Here is a 16601-nt window from a genome sequence, read left to right on the forward strand (position 1 = left end):
GATGACCACCAATCCTGTGGACCACCTATGACGGGCGTGGGCCCTCTCTATGGGTCTAGCAGTAAGGGACCGCGAGGCATTCCCGCTTGCGCCGGCGCGCCGTGCGGCATCCTGGATCCATGCGACACATCCCCGGCGCTTGGCAGCGCACCGCCCGCGGCGCGGGCCTGCTCGCTCCCGACGGCTCGTCGGTCCCCACGATCTTCGCCGAGATGAGTGCCCTCGCCACCGCGACCGGGGCTCTCAACCTGGGGCAGGGATTTCCCGACGAGGACGGGCCCGAAGCGGTGCTGGATGCCGCCCGCGCCGCCATCTCGTCGGGCGTCAACCAGTACGCGCCGGGGCGCGGCTTTCCCGACCTGTTGGCCGCCGTCGCCGAGCACCAGCAGCGCTTTTACGGGATCGAGCTCGACCCGCAGCGCGAGGTGCTCATCACGGTCGGGGCGACGGAGGCGCTCGCCGCGACCCTGCTCGCCCTGGTGGACTCCCCCGACGACGAGGTCGTGGTCTTCGAGCCCTACTACGACTCGTACGCGGCCTGCGTAGCCCTCTCGGGCGCGAAGCTCGTGCCGGTGCCCCTGCGGTGGCCCGACTTCCAGCCCGACCTCGAGCGCCTGGCATCCGCCGTCACCGATCGCACGCGCGTGATCCTCGTGAACGACCCGCACAACCCGACGGGCACGGTGTTCTCTCGCGAGGTGCTCGACGAGGTCGTGCGTCTCGCCCACCGGCACGACGCGATCATCGTCACCGACGAGGTGTACGAGCACCTCGTGTTCGACGGGCCGCATGTGCCGATCGCGACGCTCCCCGGGGCGGCCGAGCGGACCCTGTCGATCTCGTCGGGCGGCAAGACGTTCTCGCTGACCGGATGGAAGACCGGCTGGGTCACCGGCCCCGCCGATCTCGTGTCGGCCGTGCTCGCGGTCAAGCAGTACCTGACCTACGTGGGCGGCTCGCCCTTCCAACCGGCGATCGCCGTCGGCCTGCGCCTGCCCGGTGCCTTCTTCGCCTCGGTCGCGTCGGAGATGGCCGCCAAGGCCGCCCTGCTGGGCACGGGGCTCCGCGCGGCGGGGTTCGACGTGTCCTCCCCCGCGGGCTCGTATTTCACGGTGGTGGATGCCGCCCCACTCGGCGCCACCGACGCCGACGCGTTCTGCCGCGAGCTGCCCGCCCGCGCCGGAGTGGCCGGCATTCCGCTCACCGCCTTCGTCACACCGGAGCACCGCGGCGACTACGCCACCCTGGTGCGCTTCGCCGCGTGCAAGCGGGTGGACGTGCTGGAGGATGCGGCGGGGCGGTTGGCGGGGATGACGTTCAACTGAGGCGGGTGGTGACTCGAAACGCAGCGAGATACCCGGTGTGGGCGGTTGGCGCCCCTCTCGGCGGCAGGCGACGAAGCCCGGGGGTGGGATATTTCGCAAGCTTCGTCGATGTTGAACAGAAGGTGCGCGTTGAGCGCAGCCGCCTCAGCGTGAGCAAAAAATAGTGCAGGTTGATAGCTGCTGAAACCGGCGCGCAATGAGGGCTCGATATGATCCGGATGTGACCGAGACCGCAATCGTTCGTGCCGGCCGAATCGAGTACATCGATGGCATCCGAGGCGTTGCCTCCCTCATGGTCGCCATCCAGCACCCGCTCGAACTCGCCTACCCCGAGTACGCTCGCTGGTCAGTCGAGTGGGTCAACGCAGGACGTGTCGGAATCGTCGCATTCTTCCTGGTCAGCGGCTACGTTGTAGGCCTTACCCTTTCGAAGCAATCCCCGCGCGTGTTCTCCGTGCGACGGTTCTGGCGGCTGTATCCCATTTATTGGGCAGCGACTATCGGCTTTGTGATCACCGTCGCTATTACTGGCTCCGCACCGATCGACTACAGCCTGCTCGTTATAGCCATAAACGTGACGATGCTTCAAGGCTTTATTGGAGTATCGACAATTCTCGGTGTTGCGTGGACCCTCGGTATCGAGATTGTCTTCTACGCACAATCCGTGGCAGGGAAGCTGCTGAGACGTCTGGACTGGACCGTCTGGCTCGGGCTGTTCTGGCTCGCACTTTTCGGCACGATGGCCGGTTCGAACTTCATACGGGGCAGCGACTTCACAGCAGTTGTTCCGCTGATGATGTTCACGGCGTCGCTCGGCTTCGCCCTCTATCTCTGGGATCAGAAGCGATCGAAGGCGCTCGTGCCCCTCGGAATCGCTGCAATGTTGGGCGTCCCAGTGCTTGGATACTTCCTCGAGTACGACGGAAACGGGGTAACGAGCGCATGGACGCCGGTGGGGTTCGACGCCTCCTACGCGGTCGGCCTGGCCCTATTCGCGGCCTTCTATCTTTTCCGCAATCGTGAGACTCCTGACAGCATCCTTTGGCTGGGGAAGATCAGCTACGCGCTCTACCTCGTCCACACGATAGTCATGACAGCTCTCCTCCCGTTCGGGTTCCCAGCTCCCGTGTTCGTCCTCGTGACCGTCGCGCTGTCGCTAGTCGTCGCCTGGGCAGCACATCACTTCGTGGAAAAGCCGTCGATCGACCTTGGCAGGCGACTCACAAGATCCGAGGCGCGAGTACATGCCTGAGCAGTCGCACTGAAGACCAACCGAATCTCGTAGGCCGAAGCGCGCAGGACCGCGAAGGCCGTGTCGCCGCTGGCGGCGCGATCTACTGTCGAGTGATGAAGTCGGGCACGATACGGGCACGGGCCACAGCTACTGCTCCAAGCAAGTAGGTACGACTGTTCTCGCGTCACCGTTGGCGGGGTTGCGCTCCTATCGGCTTCGCGATGTCCGCTCGTATCTGATTGGCCGCACGTTGGCGAAAGTGCGTACGCAACGGTTTGCTGCCAGCACGCTCCGTGCCCCATCTCGCCCGATGCTGCCAGCCCGCTATAGAGCGTGACGTACCAAGCGAGTAGAAGCTAATTCATTCCACCACTCAACTCGCGGCGGATGCTGGTCTTAACCTCCGGCGTCTTCCCATCCGGACCGTTCGTCATTTGTTCGCTAATCGCCCGAGCCGCAGCCCGGGCTCTCCCGCGTATATCCGCGACAGCGAACGCTACAGCGATCGCCGCGATGATGCGTCCCACGTCCGCCATCGGCGAGAAGAATAGATCCCAGATACCCATGAGCATCAGGAAGATGCCGCCCATGCCGAAGACCCGTGCACTGTCTGCAGCGTCGCGCACACCACGAAACAGAATTACCCCGACAACGATGGCCACCACGACACCGCCGACGCCAAAGTGGAACCAGAGATTGGCGAGCGTCGAATGCAGGTCGACGCGCTCTCCGAAGACGACATTGCTGAAGTAGCGCGACGTCCAGTCACCGCCAGCAGCACGTACGGCGAGGATGCCTTCTCCGATCGCGGAGTCGGAGGGGGCGACGCCGACGCCGAAACCAAACGGGTGGTTCTCGGCCAGTGCCGTGGTGGCCGCCCATTCCGCGCGAACGCCGAACAGCGGGTTGGCCTTCTCGAGCTGGTCCAGGGTCCTCGCTTGCACCTGTTGCCCCGCTACCCCGGATGCCATAGCCCATACTGCGAGGCCCGCCGCGACGGCTCCAATCACCATGATTCGGACCGCTCGCTGCACGCTGCCTCGTGGCTTTCGCCGCTCGCGAAGGATCCATTGAACAAGCAAGGACGCCGCCGCCGCCACGGCCATTGAGCGGGCATCGTTCGTCGCGCTGAGGACAAGCACAGCACCGAGGGCGATGAATGACATGAAGCCGCGACCGGCGAATAGGACCAGGAGGAACGCCGTCGCGAAGATGCCAAACGTGCCCTTCCACTCGAACGACGCAATGGCTGAGCTAGCAATACCGCCAGCGAGCATGAGGAGCACGCCGACTCGCACGGAGATGCGCCGGAGCGACCATGCTGCAGCCGCGACGAGGACGGGAATGCAGATCACCCAGAGAACGATCGGTCCCCAGACCGCGATTGACGACGTCCGATTGCCCATCGATGTTGTCACGCCCGCAACGATGGCACCGGAAATGAGAGCAACGGCCGTCGCGGCCGCCAACCTCTTCGCCGCGAGCGGCGCGCTATGGAAGAACGGGACGGCGAGAAACAGCGCGGGGAAGACCGCAATCGGCACGAGCGAGAAGCCGGGGACGTGCACGACAAGCAGAAACATGATTGCCCCGGCGAGGAAGCGCTCGCCCACCGTAACCGCCCTGATGGCGGGGGCGGTGGGTGAGCTCATGGTTGGGATCATACCGAGGCAGAGGTCGCCGCGGCTGGTCACCTCGAGACGCCGGCCACCACTTAAGTGACATTGAACTATCAGGCTGGCCGGCTCGCAGCGGACATTGCGCCCGTAGACGTAAAGCCCTGTTGCGGTGCGCACGGCGAAGAAGCGGAGCAACCGCGTGTCACTCCTCCTGCGACGGCGAACTGATCAACGCCTCCAGCTGTATTGAGGCTCCACGGGCTCAGCGAGGCGTGACTCGATATCGCCTCAGCTCCAGCGCGGGATTTACACGTCGCACACGCTCAACCGCAGCCAGATCAACGTGCGCTACCGCCACATCGATCGCCGTGCCGACTTGTACCAGCGTGACTCCCTGTGGGTCGACGATCATCGAATGCCCGACACCGAGCGGTGGCGGGTGATCGGCCGCGGCCACGAAGAACGTGTTCTCGATTGCTCTAGCGGACAGCAGCGTTGTCCAATGGTGCTCCTTCAGCGGACCACGCACCCATTCGGCGGGAACTAGTGCCACGTCGACTCTTGCGTCGGCCAGCGTCCGCGACACCTCGGGGAACCGCAGGTCGTAACACGTCATCAGACCGAACCGCAGGCCCCGCACCTCAAACAGCTGGGGCGGTGCGATCTCCCCTGGCTCCACCCAATCAGACTCACGCTGACCGAACGCGTCGTAGAGATGCAGCTTTCGATACACAGATCGAATGCCACCGGCTCCTACCGCTACAACGGTGTTCCGCACCCGGCGACCGTCGTCCGCCTTCTCGAGGAGGCCTGCAACGACGACCAGGTCGAGCTCGGCTGCGAGCGCCGTCAGCGTACGCACAAACGACCCGTCGAGATCTTCAGCATTCTCGGCGAGCGAGGGATCGAAGGGGTCGATGAAGTAACTGGAGTACTCCGGGAAGACGACGACGTCGGCTCCGCGATCGGCGGCCACGCGGGCAAGGTCAGAGATGACCGCGAGGTTGCCTTCGCGAGAGGCCGACGGTGCGAATTGTGCGACGGCGATTCCGAGGGTCTCGTGACTCATTGCGCGCTCTCCCTCCCCCGGTGCCGGACCACCATCGGCACCACCATCCACAGTACGAGGATGACCACGCCGAGCACGACCCCGGACGCCACGGCCGCCCAAAACCCTACGACGACGTCGAAGACGAACGCGACCACACCGACCAACAAGAGAGAGACCAGGGCGAGCGCCGCGCGGAGGGCGTCGTGCGCGACCCTCACGAGCGCAGGCTTAACCTGCAGGTGGAACACGGCGCGGTGGAGCGCCACCGGTGCGAGGGCTACCACCGCGCTCAGTGCGGCGAGGCAGATGAGCACGAGGTAGAGCAAACGCTGGGCGGTCTCGAGCTCGCTAAACGACGCTTGGAACGCTAGGGCAAGCAAGAACCCTGTGAGGATCTGCGTGCCGGTCTGCAACACCCGCAACTCCTGCAGAATCTCGCTCCAGTTGCGGTCGGCTCGCTGTGCCGGCGTTTCGGGCCGCCCGTCGGCGAGGTCATCGATATCAGTGCTCACCAGCCTATTCTCTCGCGACACTCCCGGGCAGCATGCGCGGATTTGCGGGTTCGTTCATCTGTAGGTAATGTTTTCTCTTGTGCCGCGGGGTGGAGCAGCTCGGTAGCTCGCTGGGCTCATAACCCAGAGGTCGTAGGTTCAAATCCTGCCCCCGCAACAATAAGAAGGCCCCGGATCGTACGATCCGGGGCCTTCTCTCTATCTGGCTGATTCGCTCGAGCGCGTTGTTGACGCGTCGTCGCCCCGAAGCTCCGGCAAGGGTCGCGATGCATCTAGTTGATGAGACCGCCGCAGCGCTCTCTGGACTCTCCTCTATACAAGTACGCGCAAGGTCCCGCTTCGCGCTGTGCCTCGACTCCATCGCTCACGTTCCGCGGGGACCCCACTCTCGACACCGCTGTGATCCAGGCGACTGCCGCTGGCGATGAACGCAACCATGCAGAGGGTCGCCCCCCTTCTGAGAAGGCTCTCAGTCCAGCAGATGGCATTGTTTCGGACCGCTACACAACGCAGCTGAATGACACCCACGAACAGAACGTAAGACGTCACTTTCAGTCCCAGATCCTCATCAGAAGAAATGCAATATTCACGCGAAGGTGATCGAGCGTTTCTAGCCTGCTGATAGCGTTCAGCCCAGGAGAGCGGAAGATGAAGCAATCTAAGAAGGGACCCCGCCAGATGTCGAGCGACCTCAGCAACAGCTCGGCAAGGTCGAGCGCACGTACAAACCCGCTTGGCTCACCAGACTTCTCAGCTCGGATCTCAGCCAGTACCGGCACCGCCCACCCTGCCGATGGGTAACAGAACGGGCTCCCCCTCCCGCAGACCCCTCCGCGGACGCGACAAGGAGCACGGTGGTGCGGCTGGCATCTTGAGCAGCGCCGGCGCAGGCCTTCTTGGCATCGTTGTCGGACTGGCTCTGCTTCCTCTGGTGATCGCAACCATTGGTAGCGGGGCTTACGGACTTTGGCTTCTAGTCTCCGCGGTTTCTGTCTACCTCCAGTACGCCGACGTGGGTGTCGGATCTGCCATTGTCCATTTCGGTTCCCGTTCGAGAGCGGGAGTCCAAGGCCACACCTTCTCCCAGTACGTGTCTGGCGGGCTGATGTGGAACATGTTGGTCGCAACCGCGGTGGTACCGCTCTTCGCAGTACTTGCCATCTTCATCACCTCGTCGAACGCAGGTGCGGCAGGAGTGTCGTCAGCCGACGCCAACGCCCTCGCACTCCTAGCGACCCTCATGCTGGCGTGCCTTCTTGTCTCACCATTTGCCTCAGCGCTGATCGGGTCGGGGCTTCTCCCTGTTGAACGTAGAAATCAGTCCATCGGGATTGCAGTACGTTGCGCTGGCACATTAACTGCGTGCCTGGTCTTTGACAGCATCGTTTGGCTTGCGGCTGCCGAAGTCATCGCCGCGATTACTCCTCACGCAGCGGCGGTCATCGCACTTGCGAGGCGCAAGCTGTTGAAGATTTCCTTCCGACACGGCGCCTTCAGCGCCCTGCGAAAAATGCTTCGCTACAGTATCCGCTCTTTCGGGGTCGCGCTTGTAGGAGCGACGATCCTTCAGCTGGGAACCGTTGTTGTGGGCAGCCTGATGGGCCCAAGCGACGTGACCTACTACAACGCAGCATTTCGGGTCTACACGGCTGCCCGCCAGCTACTCACCTGGATCGTCGACCCGTTTCGCTCGACTCTCAGCCGGCAATTTGTAGAGGACCCCCCAAGAGCCAGACGAATACTGACGACTCTCTGCGCGGCGGCGTTCGGCGCGTCCGCGCTCGGCGCAGGCGTCCTCGTATTCGGCGCGAGCGACATCGTCCATCTCTGGCTCGGCGCCTCCGTTCCGACTGCCACCATCTCGCTGACAATGATCGTGCTCCTCGTCGGGTTCGTCGTCAACGCGATACAGATTCCGCTGGTTCCCGCCGGCGACGCTCTCGGACGTCCGGGGGCGTTCTTCTTAATCCAACTCACCTGGCTTGTCGCCTTCGCCGCGCTGGTCTTCCCGCTGGTGCACGGTCTAGGAATCGTCGGCGCCGCGCTGGCCCTCAGCGCCCCCCTCGCGCTCATTGCACCCCTCTACCTTTGGCGGGCTCGTTCAGTGCTCGAGCTAGGGGCTGATGATTGGCGGGCAAGTGGTATCTTCGCAATTTTCGCGATAGTCAGCGCCTCCGCCATACTCGCTTTCGTCGCGGCGGTAATACAGTTCTTCGCTGGACTGGAACCACTTTCCTTCTACAGTACGCTCACATTTGCAGTATCCGCGGTGGTCTTCGCAATAATGTTGCGAAACCACCTTCCCACCCAGCGAATTCGCGAGCTTCTTCGCGCGAAGCTGTAGCCAACCGTCCTCCGGAATGGAATATCTAGGTGAGCGAAACCGCCTTTCCCGTATTCGAATCGCTTGACGCAGTTCGGGCGTTCACTTCCTCTGTCTTGCAGGACACCCTGTCGAGCGCTTCTGAGGTCGTTCTGCTAGACATACCGACCCATGAGAATGTCGGAGACAACATGATCTGGCAGGGAGAGATTGAGTATCTGAAACGGCTTCACGTTCGAGTGGCCTACGAAGCTGATATTTTCCGGCACAGCCGCAAGCTCTTGGATCGACTCGCTCCCAGCACACCGATTCTGCTGCATGGAGGCGGAAACTTCGGGGACGTATGGCCGTCGTTTCAGGAATTTCGTGAACGGGTCGTAGCTGACAATCACGACCGCCGCATCGTTCAGCTCCCGCAGACCGTGTACTTCCAGTCCCCATCGCGCGCGGCGCAGGCCAATGCGATCCTTTCAGCACATCCCGACTTCACCTTGCTCGTCCGCGACACGGATTCTCTCGAGAGGGCTAGTACTGCTCTGCCCGATGTGAATGTTCGACTGTGCCCCGACATGGCGCTCGGTTGGACACCCAGAGAGGCTCAAACGCGCGGGAAGAGTCGAGGCATCCTTGTCTTGGCGCGCGAAGACAAGGAAGCGGCTGGAGATCTCGCCGCGGAGATCGAACTGCACCTTGGGCCGTCTGACGAGGTGCGCGACTGGCGCCTGACCGGTTGGCAGAAAGCCCTGTGGAGAGTGACGCGTGTACCAGGACGGTTAGCCCGGGTCGTCCCCTGGCTCCGTAATAGTGCGCTCATGTTTCGCGTTATCCGGCACGCCAACGAATTCAATAGAAAGCAGAACCTTCTGGCTGGCCTGACGCTGGTGCGAGGCAGGCGTGCAGTCATCACGAACAGACTGCATGCGCATGTGCTGGCTGGCCTACTCAGCGTTCCGTATGTCGTTACGGAGAACAACTACGGGAAAATCGGGCCGATCTTCCAGAATTACACGCACGTGCTTCGTTCGGGGACTTTCGCTCCCAAGGCAACCGACGTCCTTTCGTCAGATTTTCTGAACCGAGTGGAAAACCGATGACCCGCACCGTCTCGATAGGCTTTCCCGCCGCATGGGACATTGCAGAGTGGGAGACGTTGCACGCGCAGGGGGAACGACCGGATCGCTGGCCATACGGCCTGGACCGCCTCGACGATCGGTATGATCTACAAACCGTCCCGTTGTCGAGCAACGCATTCCTACCCCGACTTTGGACTCGTCAATCGGAGAGGCGAAGTGTGGCGATCGGGTGGGAAGAGAGTAGCGTCTCTCGGCTCGTAGCTTCCCGTCAATTCGAGCACGTAGTTGGGGGCGTGATCTGGAATACCGACCCGCCAGTAAACGCGCGAGACCGAGCAGTCAAAGCCCTCTACCGGAGGGCCCTTAGGCAAGCGAGTGCGCTGTGGTGCCTTAGTCGCCCCCAGGTCGCGTTGGTGAAAGCGTTTCTCGGCCTCGACAGCCCACCGGTGCACTTCTTAAAGTTTGGTATCGACACGGACTTCTACAGGCCAACGCCCCTCCCTCCCCAGCCGCTTGTACTAAGCGCCGGCGGCGACCGCGATCGAGACATACCAACGCTGTACGCCGCAATGGCTGAGATCAAGGCCGCCCGACCGGAAACCCAGGTCGTAGTTCAGACTGCCTCCGACCATCCGGTGCCCGCTGGTGTTGTTCGCGTGCAACGCCTCTCTCATCGAGATCTGCGCGATCTTTACGGCCGCGCCTGCATCGTGGCTATCGCTACGCGTTTCAATCATCACGTGTCCGGGATGACCGTCGCCCTCGAGGCGGCGGCCACAGGACGGCCAGTCGTCACGACAGACACACCCGGGATGTCTGATTATGTCGACGAGGCCTCCGGCCGCCTCACGCCAGCTGGCGACGCAAGCGCCATGGCAGCAGCTGTCGTCGGACTCCTGGACAGCCCCCAGCAGTTGAGGGATCTGGGACGCGCTGGCCAACATCGGGTGCAGACGTCACACTCCACGAAGACAATGTCCTCAGCGATCGGCGATATCGTCGCCGCCTTGCCCGATTGATCGTGTCGCACTTATTCATTTCTCACGAGGAGGTAGACTTTGCCTAAAGTCGCAATCATCGGCACACGCGGTTACCCGAGCTATTACGGCGGCTTTGAGACGGCCGTGAGAAAGCTTGCGCCCTACCTGAGCGACGCCGGGTGGGACGTTGTCGTGTATGGACGACCGCAGGCCATGAAGTTGGACGACCCCGAGCGAGACCAACGGGTGCACTCCGTCGCCACGCGAGGATTTGAGCGGAAGTCCCTTAGTACTCTCACATACGGCTTCACATCTGCGCGACGAGCAGTCAAGGACGGTTGCGACGTCGCACTCGTCATGAATGTTGCGAACGGGTTCTGGCTTCCCCTGCTTCGAGCAGCACGCATCCCGACACTCGTGAACGTCGATGGAATCGAGTGGGAGCGTGCCAAGTGGGGGCGGATTGCGAAGACTGTCTTTCGCAGCGGCGCGAGGAGCACAGCACGCTGGGCCAACACGCTCGTTTATGACGCGCATGAGATCAAGCGCTGGTGGGGAGCGAAGTTCGGTCGGGACGGGATCTACATCCCCTACGGGGGCGACGCCCCCGCACAAAGTAGTGAACCACCACTTGGCCTGAAGTTCCGCGGCTATGTATTAGTTGTCGCCCGCTTCGTACCGGAAAACACTATTCCAGAATTCTTCGAAGCAGCAAAATCAATCGCGAAATCGTGGCCGGTGGTAATTGTGGGATCGTCTGGCTACGGCGGAGAACTCGATGACTGTGCACGGCTGCTTGCGGAGTCGACACCGAACATCACCTGGCTTGGACATGTCGCGGACGATCAGCTTCTCCACCGGCTCATGCAGAACTGTGGCGTCTACTTTCACGGCCACAGTGTCGGCGGCACTAACCCTGCGCTCGTTCAGGCAATGGCGTGCGGCACCCCGGCTGTTGCCCGAGACACTGTATACAATCGCGAGGTGTTGGGAGACGCGGGCGTATTCACCGAACCAAGCCCACGTCGAATTGCGGACACCGTGTCCGAATTGATGCAAGATAGTGACCGCCAGTCCGCTCTTTCACGCGCCGCCCGCAGCCGTCAGCAGGAATTGTTCACCTGGGAGTTGGTCTGCGAACGTTACGAATCCGCACTAAGGGGGGCGCTGAATGCGCGTCCTGTTTGACGCGTTCTGGTGGCACAGGGGGCCGATCGCCAACCGCACCGTAATGCGCGAGATCGTCTTCGGATGGTCGCGACGCTTCCCCGAAGACGAAATACTTCTCGCCGTGCGCGCAAGACATAGAGACCTTGTGGATGTGCCGCCCGAGGGGAGGGTTGTTACAACGCGGCTGTCTCCGCAGGCACTTGCGAATGTCGTGGAACTGCCCGCTCAGGCTCGACGCCATCGGGTGGACCTTGTCGTGTCGCATAATTACACCTCCCCTTTCACTCGCAACGCAGTGTTCATTCATGATCTGCTCTTCGAGGAATCCCCGCACTGGTTCACCCGAAAAGAACGCCTGTACTTCTGGCCCATGAGCCGTCTCGCGGCGTGCGCCTCGACCGTGTTCACGTCCTCGCGCACAGAAGCGGCGCGGATTGAGAGGCTGCACCCACGCCTCTCGCCGGTGCTTGCGACGAGCCTTGCGATCTCGCCGGCGCTCGCGGGCGCGTCACCTCGTACCCCCGAAGTGGTGCCGACCAACTGGGATGGCTTCTGGCTTTGTGTAGGAAGATTGAACCGGAGAAAGAACCTCGACACCGCTCTTCGCGGGGCGGTCTCGTCAGGACTTCTCTCGCCAACGCACCCGCTGATCATCGTAGGTAGCGCTGAGTATTCCGGCGCCACCACCGAATTGCCAAAGAACATTCGCACGCTGGTCGACGTGGGGCACGTTATATTCGCTGGACGAGTTTCGGATGGAGAACTCAGATGGCTCTACACCAACGCCAGTTGTCTAATATTCATGTCGCGCGATGAGGGTTATGGCTTGCCGCCCGCCGAGGCTCGTTTCTTCGGTACGCCGGTTGTGGTCTCCGACATACCCGTTATGCGGGAGCTTGTTCCAGATGCCCATGCGTTCGTCGATCCAGACGCACCGTCAGCCTTGGCCACCGTCCTCGCAAGCGTGCCGCAAAGGCGCGCCACCGCTGGCCCCGTCGACAGGTTGCGAGACGCCGAGTCCGATTGGGAAGACATCGCTTCTCGGATACGGTACGCATCCATAGCACCGCGAGAATGAAAGAGACGACAAGGTGATCGAAACGGATGAACCGGCCGCCCCCGTCCCGCTCGTGACGGTACTCATTGTCACGTACAACAGTCGGTCCACTATTCGAGCGGCGATCGATGGACTCGTGGGCAACTGCGAGATCGTCCTGGTCGACAACGCTTCGCTCGATGGCACCGCAGATTTTATCGAGAGTGCCTACGGCTCGCGAGTTACCTTGATCCGGTCAGGGGAGAACCTCGGCTTCGCGAAGGCAGTGAACCGCGCGGCGGAGAACGCTAGCGGAAAATTCCTGCTCCTCCTCAATCCCGACGCTTCGATGGACTACGAGAACATCGGTCTTCTGACTGTAGCTATGAGCGCTTACCCGGAAGTCGGCGTTGCAGCCCCAGACGTCATCGAGGGTGCTGGGGAATTCCGCACCATGGCTGCGGGGTACGAGCCCTCGGTTAGGCGCATGTTCCTGCATTCATCCGGCCTGTCGCGCCTGGGGAGGCACACAGCCCGACTGCGTGGGCACTATCTTCTGCGGGATCAAATCCGGCCGAATCGGCCGGAATTCGTGAAGTGGGTGTCCGGCGGCTGCATGCTCGTTGAACGGACCGTCTGGCAAAACTTGGGGGGACTCTCAGAGCGGTGGTTCATGTACGCCGAGGACGTGGAATTCTGTCTCCGCGCAAGTAGCGCAGGCTGGAAGGTAGCTGTCTTCCCTTGGGCCTTCGCGCACCACAGCGTCGGAGGTAGCAGTGACGATTCTTCCGGGCCGGTGAGGACTGTGTGGCTTGAGAACCTGTATGACCTCTTCGTTCTCCGTTATCACCCGAGCACTTTCCGCGCAGCATCGTGGCGAGGCGTCGTCGCTGTCGGCTTCGCCGCTCGCTCCAGTGTCTTCGCTCTACTCACATCGGTTCGTCCGGCTTATCGCAGCGATGCGAGGCGGTTTGCCGCCTACGCTCGCGCGGCGTGGACCTTACCGTCGCCCAGGCCCGTGCCGAACGCCTAGGAGACCGCCCGACGCTTGACTCGTCCATCCACGCGAGCGAGACCTCACCACGGTGTGGAGATGAAGTTCGTCGCACTACGCACCCGCGGTACCGACCCCCACGAGTACGAGGTACACCGCGTTGTAGACGACATGCAGGATAACTGCAGACCAAGCCCGGCCCGTGAGCAGTACGAGCAGGGAACAGACGCCGCCGACCAGGAACAGTTGCAACCCACTTGAGAGGGAGAGCGGGGCATACGCCCCGTGCAGGCACACGAAAGCGCCGGCAGACACGAGTAGAGCAGTAGCACCCGCCGTGAATGCACCCAAAGACCTGCGCAGCATCTGGAAGATGACGACGATAAGAACGGAACGAAAAAAGATCTCTTCAACGAAAGGGCCGATAAGGGCGGCAGCCAAGGTGATCGCTGTCAGCGAGCTCGTCGCGAGATCGAGCGAGAGGGATGTGGCAGTAGGAAACGATGCGGCATTCGCATCACTGAGGCTCCCCTGCAGGAGGCGAAGCCCCACACCCAAACCGACTCCCCAAAGCACATCGAGGAGTCTCAGGCGGAACAGGCTCGCCGGGCGTCCCCGGAGCACTGCGTAGGCCACCGGCACAAGCAGGCCAATCCACAACGCGGGTAGCGACAATGCGGCGACCCCGGCTGCGCTCGAATGGGCGAGGACAACGCTGGCGAGGATTCCGGCTCCTGCCCCGAGAAGCGCGCACAAAAGGACCCTCAGGTCCCATTTGCTGACCTCTTGTCCGCCCATCCGCCAGTCGGTGCGCCTACGCCTGCGGATCCGAGACGAGTCGGAAATTGCGCGATGGGCGCCGGCGTCGAATTCGGCCGTTGTGCCGGCCCCGTTCGCAACGGCGGTCTGATTATGCTGATCACGCACGGGCTCAACCTACTCGGAGTTTGGTCGTGCGGGCATCCCCAGATCGACACCTCGAAGGAGCAGCTTGCTGAACATTCTCGCCGTGTGCACAGGCAATGTGTGCCGATCGCCCCTGGCCGAACAGCTTCTCTCCAATCTCGTGTCCGGGTTTGACGTAAGCGTCAGCAGCGCCGGCACGCGGGCACGAAGCGGGGTGCCGATGACGGCCGAGACTGCCCAGATTGCGGTCACCAACGGATGTGATCCCGCACGAGTTAATAGTCACCGAGCTAGATCCCTTACCGCCGAGCACCTTCGTCCGGCACATCTTGCGCTTGCGATGGCTCGGGAACATCGCCGTGAGATCGTCGAGACGAGCCCGTCAGTTGTGCGACGAACTTTCACTGTCCGCGAGCTCAGCCGCCTACTCGCTGACGTCAGCGACGATCAGCTGCGAGAAGAGTCCACACGAACATCAGGCCCCTTGACGCCTGAGAACAGGTTCTCTGCGATGCTGCTGTTCGCTGCGAATCGTCGAGGAGTCGTACTTCCCCCGACGGTGGCCGAGGACGACGACATTGTCGATCCATACCGTCGATCCGGGCGAACCTATGCATTGTCTACAGAACAACTCATGTCGGCGCTGCCCGTAGTCCCCCGCATGGTCCGTCTTGCTCACGATTGAGCCGCCACACTACCCAGGGTCGCGCCGCCGGAGTGATGACTGGCTCTGGAGTCAGCAGCCGCTGAGGGCCGACCCGGGCTATTCACGCCCCCGCTAAAACCAACCGGAAACAATCCATATGACAGACTGACGTCATTCCCCCAGTGCCGCACGACGTGTGCCGGCGACACCTCGAGAGGCCTCATGGAGCTCAGCGACTACATCCGAATCCTTCGGAAGAATTGGCTCGTGATCGTGGTCCTCACGACCGTCGCGCTTGCTGCTGCCACCGTCTTCACGCTGACTCGCACACCAACGTACGAGTCTTCCAGCACGGTCTTCGTCTCGACGCAGGGAGGCGGCACGACGGCCGAGCTGCAGCAGGGATCCAATTTCACCCAGGCAAGAATCAATACGTACGTGGGTTTGGCCGCCACACCCACGGTACTCGATCCCGTCATAAGGGACCTTGGGCTTGCAACCACGGCCGATATGCTCGCGAAAAACGTCAAAGCGTCTGCTGCGCTCAATTCCACACTCATCACCATTGCAGCCACAGATTCTGACCCGGCGACCGCCTCCGCGATCGCGAACGCCGTCGCGGGAAGCCTTTCGACCGTAGTACCGGCGCTTGAGCCGGCAGTGGACGGCGGTGCCAGCCCTGTTCGGCTCACTCGGGTCACAGACGCCCAACCAGCGTTGAACCCCACGTCGCCGAATGTCGCGCTCAACTTGGCTCTTGGCCTGCTCGCTGGGCTAGCAATCGGTATTGGAGCCGCGGTACTGCGCACTGCCTTGGACACCCGAGTGCGGACTCCTCGAGATGCAGAGCAGATTACGGACGCGCCCTCCATTGGTGCCATCGCCTACGACGCCAAGGCGAAGGAACGGCCGCTCATTGTCCACGCGGATCCGCTGAGTCCGCGAGCGGAATCGTTCCGTGCGCTCCGCACGAACCTTCAGTTCCTCGACATGGGCGGGCGTTCGAGCTTTGTCGTGACCAGCTCGATCCCGAGTGAGGGCAAGTCGACGACAACTATCAACCTGGCGATCGCACTGGCGGACGCCGGCAAGCGGGTCGCACTGCTCGACACCGACCTACGCAAGCCCAAGGTTGCGGAGTACCTCAGCATTGAGGGTGGCGCAGGTCTGACGGACGTTCTCATCGGGCGGGCCAAAGTCAACGAGGTCATGCTTCCCTGGGGCGGCCGCAGCCTTTACGTGCTACCTGCGGGAAAGATCCCGCCCAACCCCAGTGAGCTGTTGGGATCGCAGCAGATGACAGTCTTGCTCGAAATGCTCGAGCGCGATTTCGATGTCGTGCTGTGCGACGCTCCCCCATTGCTTCCCGTCACCGACGCCGCGATCCTCGCTCGGGCCACGAGCGGCGCACTCATGGTCGTTTCGGCGGGCAAGACCACCAAGCATCAGCTGACAGGTGCCACGGAGGCGCTCAACACTGTCGGGGCCAAGCTCGCCGGTTTCATCATGTCGATGGTGCCAACCCGAGGGCCGGACTCGTACTACGCCGCATACGGGTACGGATACGGATACGGATACGGATATCGCGAGCTGCCTGCGAAGACCAGCCGTTTCTCGCGGAAAAAGGAGAAGAGCAGCGCCGACGCGGACGCCTCGGAAGAGGTTTCTTTGGACGAACTGGGTTTCTCGCCGCGCCGTACGTCGCGCGAATCGCAGCGCGAAGTCTGACCCA

The 16601-nt window shown here is 62.3% G+C and carries 14 protein-coding genes and 1 tRNA gene; 11 read left to right on the forward strand and 4 right to left on the reverse strand.

From position 1 onward, the window contains the following. Window positions 1-119 precede the first annotated feature (119 nt). Both AB6V31_RS07900 and AB6V31_RS07905 read left to right on the forward strand, forming a co-directional pair. Entirely contained in the window at window positions 120-1325 is a 1206-nt protein-coding gene (locus AB6V31_RS07900; protein WP_369364941.1) for an aminotransferase class I/II-fold pyridoxal phosphate-dependent enzyme, read from the forward strand. Between the two features lie 220 nt (window positions 1326-1545). Continuing rightward, window positions 1546-2577, forward strand: a complete 1032-nt coding sequence (locus AB6V31_RS07905) for an acyltransferase family protein (protein WP_369364943.1) — start codon at window positions 1546-1548, stop codon at window positions 2575-2577. Between the two features lie 338 nt (window positions 2578-2915). Here the strand turns inward: AB6V31_RS07905 and AB6V31_RS07910 are convergent, their stop codons facing one another. From AB6V31_RS07910 to AB6V31_RS07920, 3 genes are all read right to left on the reverse strand, one after another. Beyond that, window positions 2916-4211, reverse strand: a complete 1296-nt coding sequence (locus AB6V31_RS07910) for a hypothetical protein (protein ID WP_369364944.1) — start codon at window positions 4209-4211, stop codon at window positions 2916-2918. Between the two features lie 229 nt (window positions 4212-4440). Further along, on the reverse strand, window positions 4441-5247 hold the full coding sequence (locus AB6V31_RS07915) for a carbon-nitrogen hydrolase family protein (RefSeq protein WP_369364946.1): 807 nt from the start codon (window positions 5245-5247) through the stop codon (window positions 4441-4443). After that, a complete protein-coding gene (locus AB6V31_RS07920) occupies window positions 5244-5741 on the reverse strand; it encodes a DUF6328 family protein (protein ID WP_369364948.1) in 498 nt (165 codons plus the stop codon). The genes AB6V31_RS07915 and AB6V31_RS07920 overlap by 4 nt, the downstream gene beginning before the upstream one ends. Before the next feature lie 83 nt (window positions 5742-5824). On the opposite strand from AB6V31_RS07920, the gene AB6V31_RS07925 reads away from it, so the two are divergent. From AB6V31_RS07925 to AB6V31_RS07955, 7 genes are all read left to right on the forward strand, one after another. After that, window positions 5825-5898, forward strand: a tRNA-Met gene (locus AB6V31_RS07925). Between the two features lie 714 nt (window positions 5899-6612). Next, entirely contained in the window at window positions 6613-8085 is a 1473-nt protein-coding gene (locus AB6V31_RS07930; RefSeq protein WP_369364950.1) for an oligosaccharide flippase family protein, read from the forward strand. 29 nt (window positions 8086-8114) lie between these two features. Continuing rightward, window positions 8115-9158, forward strand: coding sequence for a polysaccharide pyruvyl transferase family protein (locus tag AB6V31_RS07935; RefSeq protein ID WP_369364952.1), 1044 nt, complete (start codon window positions 8115-8117; stop codon window positions 9156-9158). Further along, window positions 9155-10156 carry a glycosyltransferase family 4 protein gene (locus tag AB6V31_RS07940; protein WP_369364954.1) on the forward strand — a complete coding sequence of 334 codons (1002 nt, stop codon included), beginning with the start codon at window positions 9155-9157 and terminating at the stop codon, window positions 10154-10156. The genes AB6V31_RS07935 and AB6V31_RS07940 overlap by 4 nt, the downstream gene beginning before the upstream one ends. Window positions 10157-10195: 39 nt before the next feature. Further along, window positions 10196-11305, forward strand: coding sequence for a glycosyltransferase (locus AB6V31_RS07945; RefSeq protein WP_369364956.1), 1110 nt, complete (start codon window positions 10196-10198; stop codon window positions 11303-11305). After that, the gene (locus tag AB6V31_RS07950) at window positions 11289-12365 is read left to right on the forward strand and encodes a glycosyltransferase family 4 protein (protein WP_369364958.1); all 1077 of its coding nucleotides are present in this window, start codon (window positions 11289-11291) and stop codon (window positions 12363-12365) included. The genes AB6V31_RS07945 and AB6V31_RS07950 overlap by 17 nt, the downstream gene beginning before the upstream one ends. 13 nt (window positions 12366-12378) lie before the next feature. After that, complete coding sequence (locus AB6V31_RS07955) at window positions 12379-13356, forward strand: glycosyltransferase family 2 protein (RefSeq protein ID WP_369364960.1); 978 nt, start codon at window positions 12379-12381, stop codon at window positions 13354-13356. A 75-nt stretch (window positions 13357-13431) separates the two neighbouring features. On the opposite strand, the gene AB6V31_RS07960 is transcribed toward AB6V31_RS07955, so the two are convergent. Further along, complete coding sequence (locus AB6V31_RS07960; RefSeq protein ID WP_369364961.1) at window positions 13432-14244, reverse strand: lysostaphin resistance A-like protein; 813 nt, start codon at window positions 14242-14244, stop codon at window positions 13432-13434. An 82-nt stretch (window positions 14245-14326) separates the two neighbouring features. Between AB6V31_RS07960 and AB6V31_RS07965 the strand changes: the two genes are divergently transcribed. Both AB6V31_RS07965 and AB6V31_RS07970 read left to right on the forward strand, forming a co-directional pair. Next, window positions 14327-14908 carry a low molecular weight phosphatase family protein gene (locus AB6V31_RS07965; RefSeq protein WP_369365086.1) on the forward strand — a complete coding sequence of 194 codons (582 nt, stop codon included), beginning with the start codon at window positions 14327-14329 and terminating at the stop codon, window positions 14906-14908. Between the two features lie 183 nt (window positions 14909-15091). Then, a complete protein-coding gene (locus AB6V31_RS07970) occupies window positions 15092-16597 on the forward strand; it encodes a polysaccharide biosynthesis tyrosine autokinase (RefSeq protein WP_369364962.1) in 1506 nt (501 codons plus the stop codon). The last annotated feature ends 4 nt before the right edge of the window (window positions 16598-16601 follow it).

It is taken from the genome of Microbacterium sp. 16-032 (assembly GCF_041079455.1).
Taxonomy (GTDB): Bacteria; Actinomycetota; Actinomycetes; order Actinomycetales; family Microbacteriaceae; genus Microbacterium; species Microbacterium testaceum_A.

Excerpts from the sequence above, each read along its gene's own strand:
- AB6V31_RS07900 (WP_369364941.1), top strand. The coding sequence starts at position 120 with ATGCGACACATCCCCGGCGCTTGGCAGCGCACCGCCCGCGGCGCGGGC.
- AB6V31_RS07910 (WP_369364944.1), bottom strand. The coding sequence starts at position 4,211 with ATGAGCTCACCCACCGCCCCCGCCATCAGGGCGGTTACGGTGGGCGAG.
- AB6V31_RS07950 (WP_369364958.1), top strand. The coding sequence starts at position 11,289 with ATGCGCGTCCTGTTTGACGCGTTCTGGTGGCACAGGGGGCCGATCGCC.
- AB6V31_RS07970 (WP_369364962.1), top strand. The coding sequence starts at position 15,092 with ATGGAGCTCAGCGACTACATCCGAATCCTTCGGAAGAATTGGCTCGTG.
- AB6V31_RS07940 (WP_369364954.1), top strand. The coding sequence starts at position 9,155 with ATGACCCGCACCGTCTCGATAGGCTTTCCCGCCGCATGGGACATTGCA.
- AB6V31_RS07915 (WP_369364946.1), bottom strand. The coding sequence starts at position 5,247 with ATGAGTCACGAGACCCTCGGAATCGCCGTCGCACAATTCGCACCGTCG.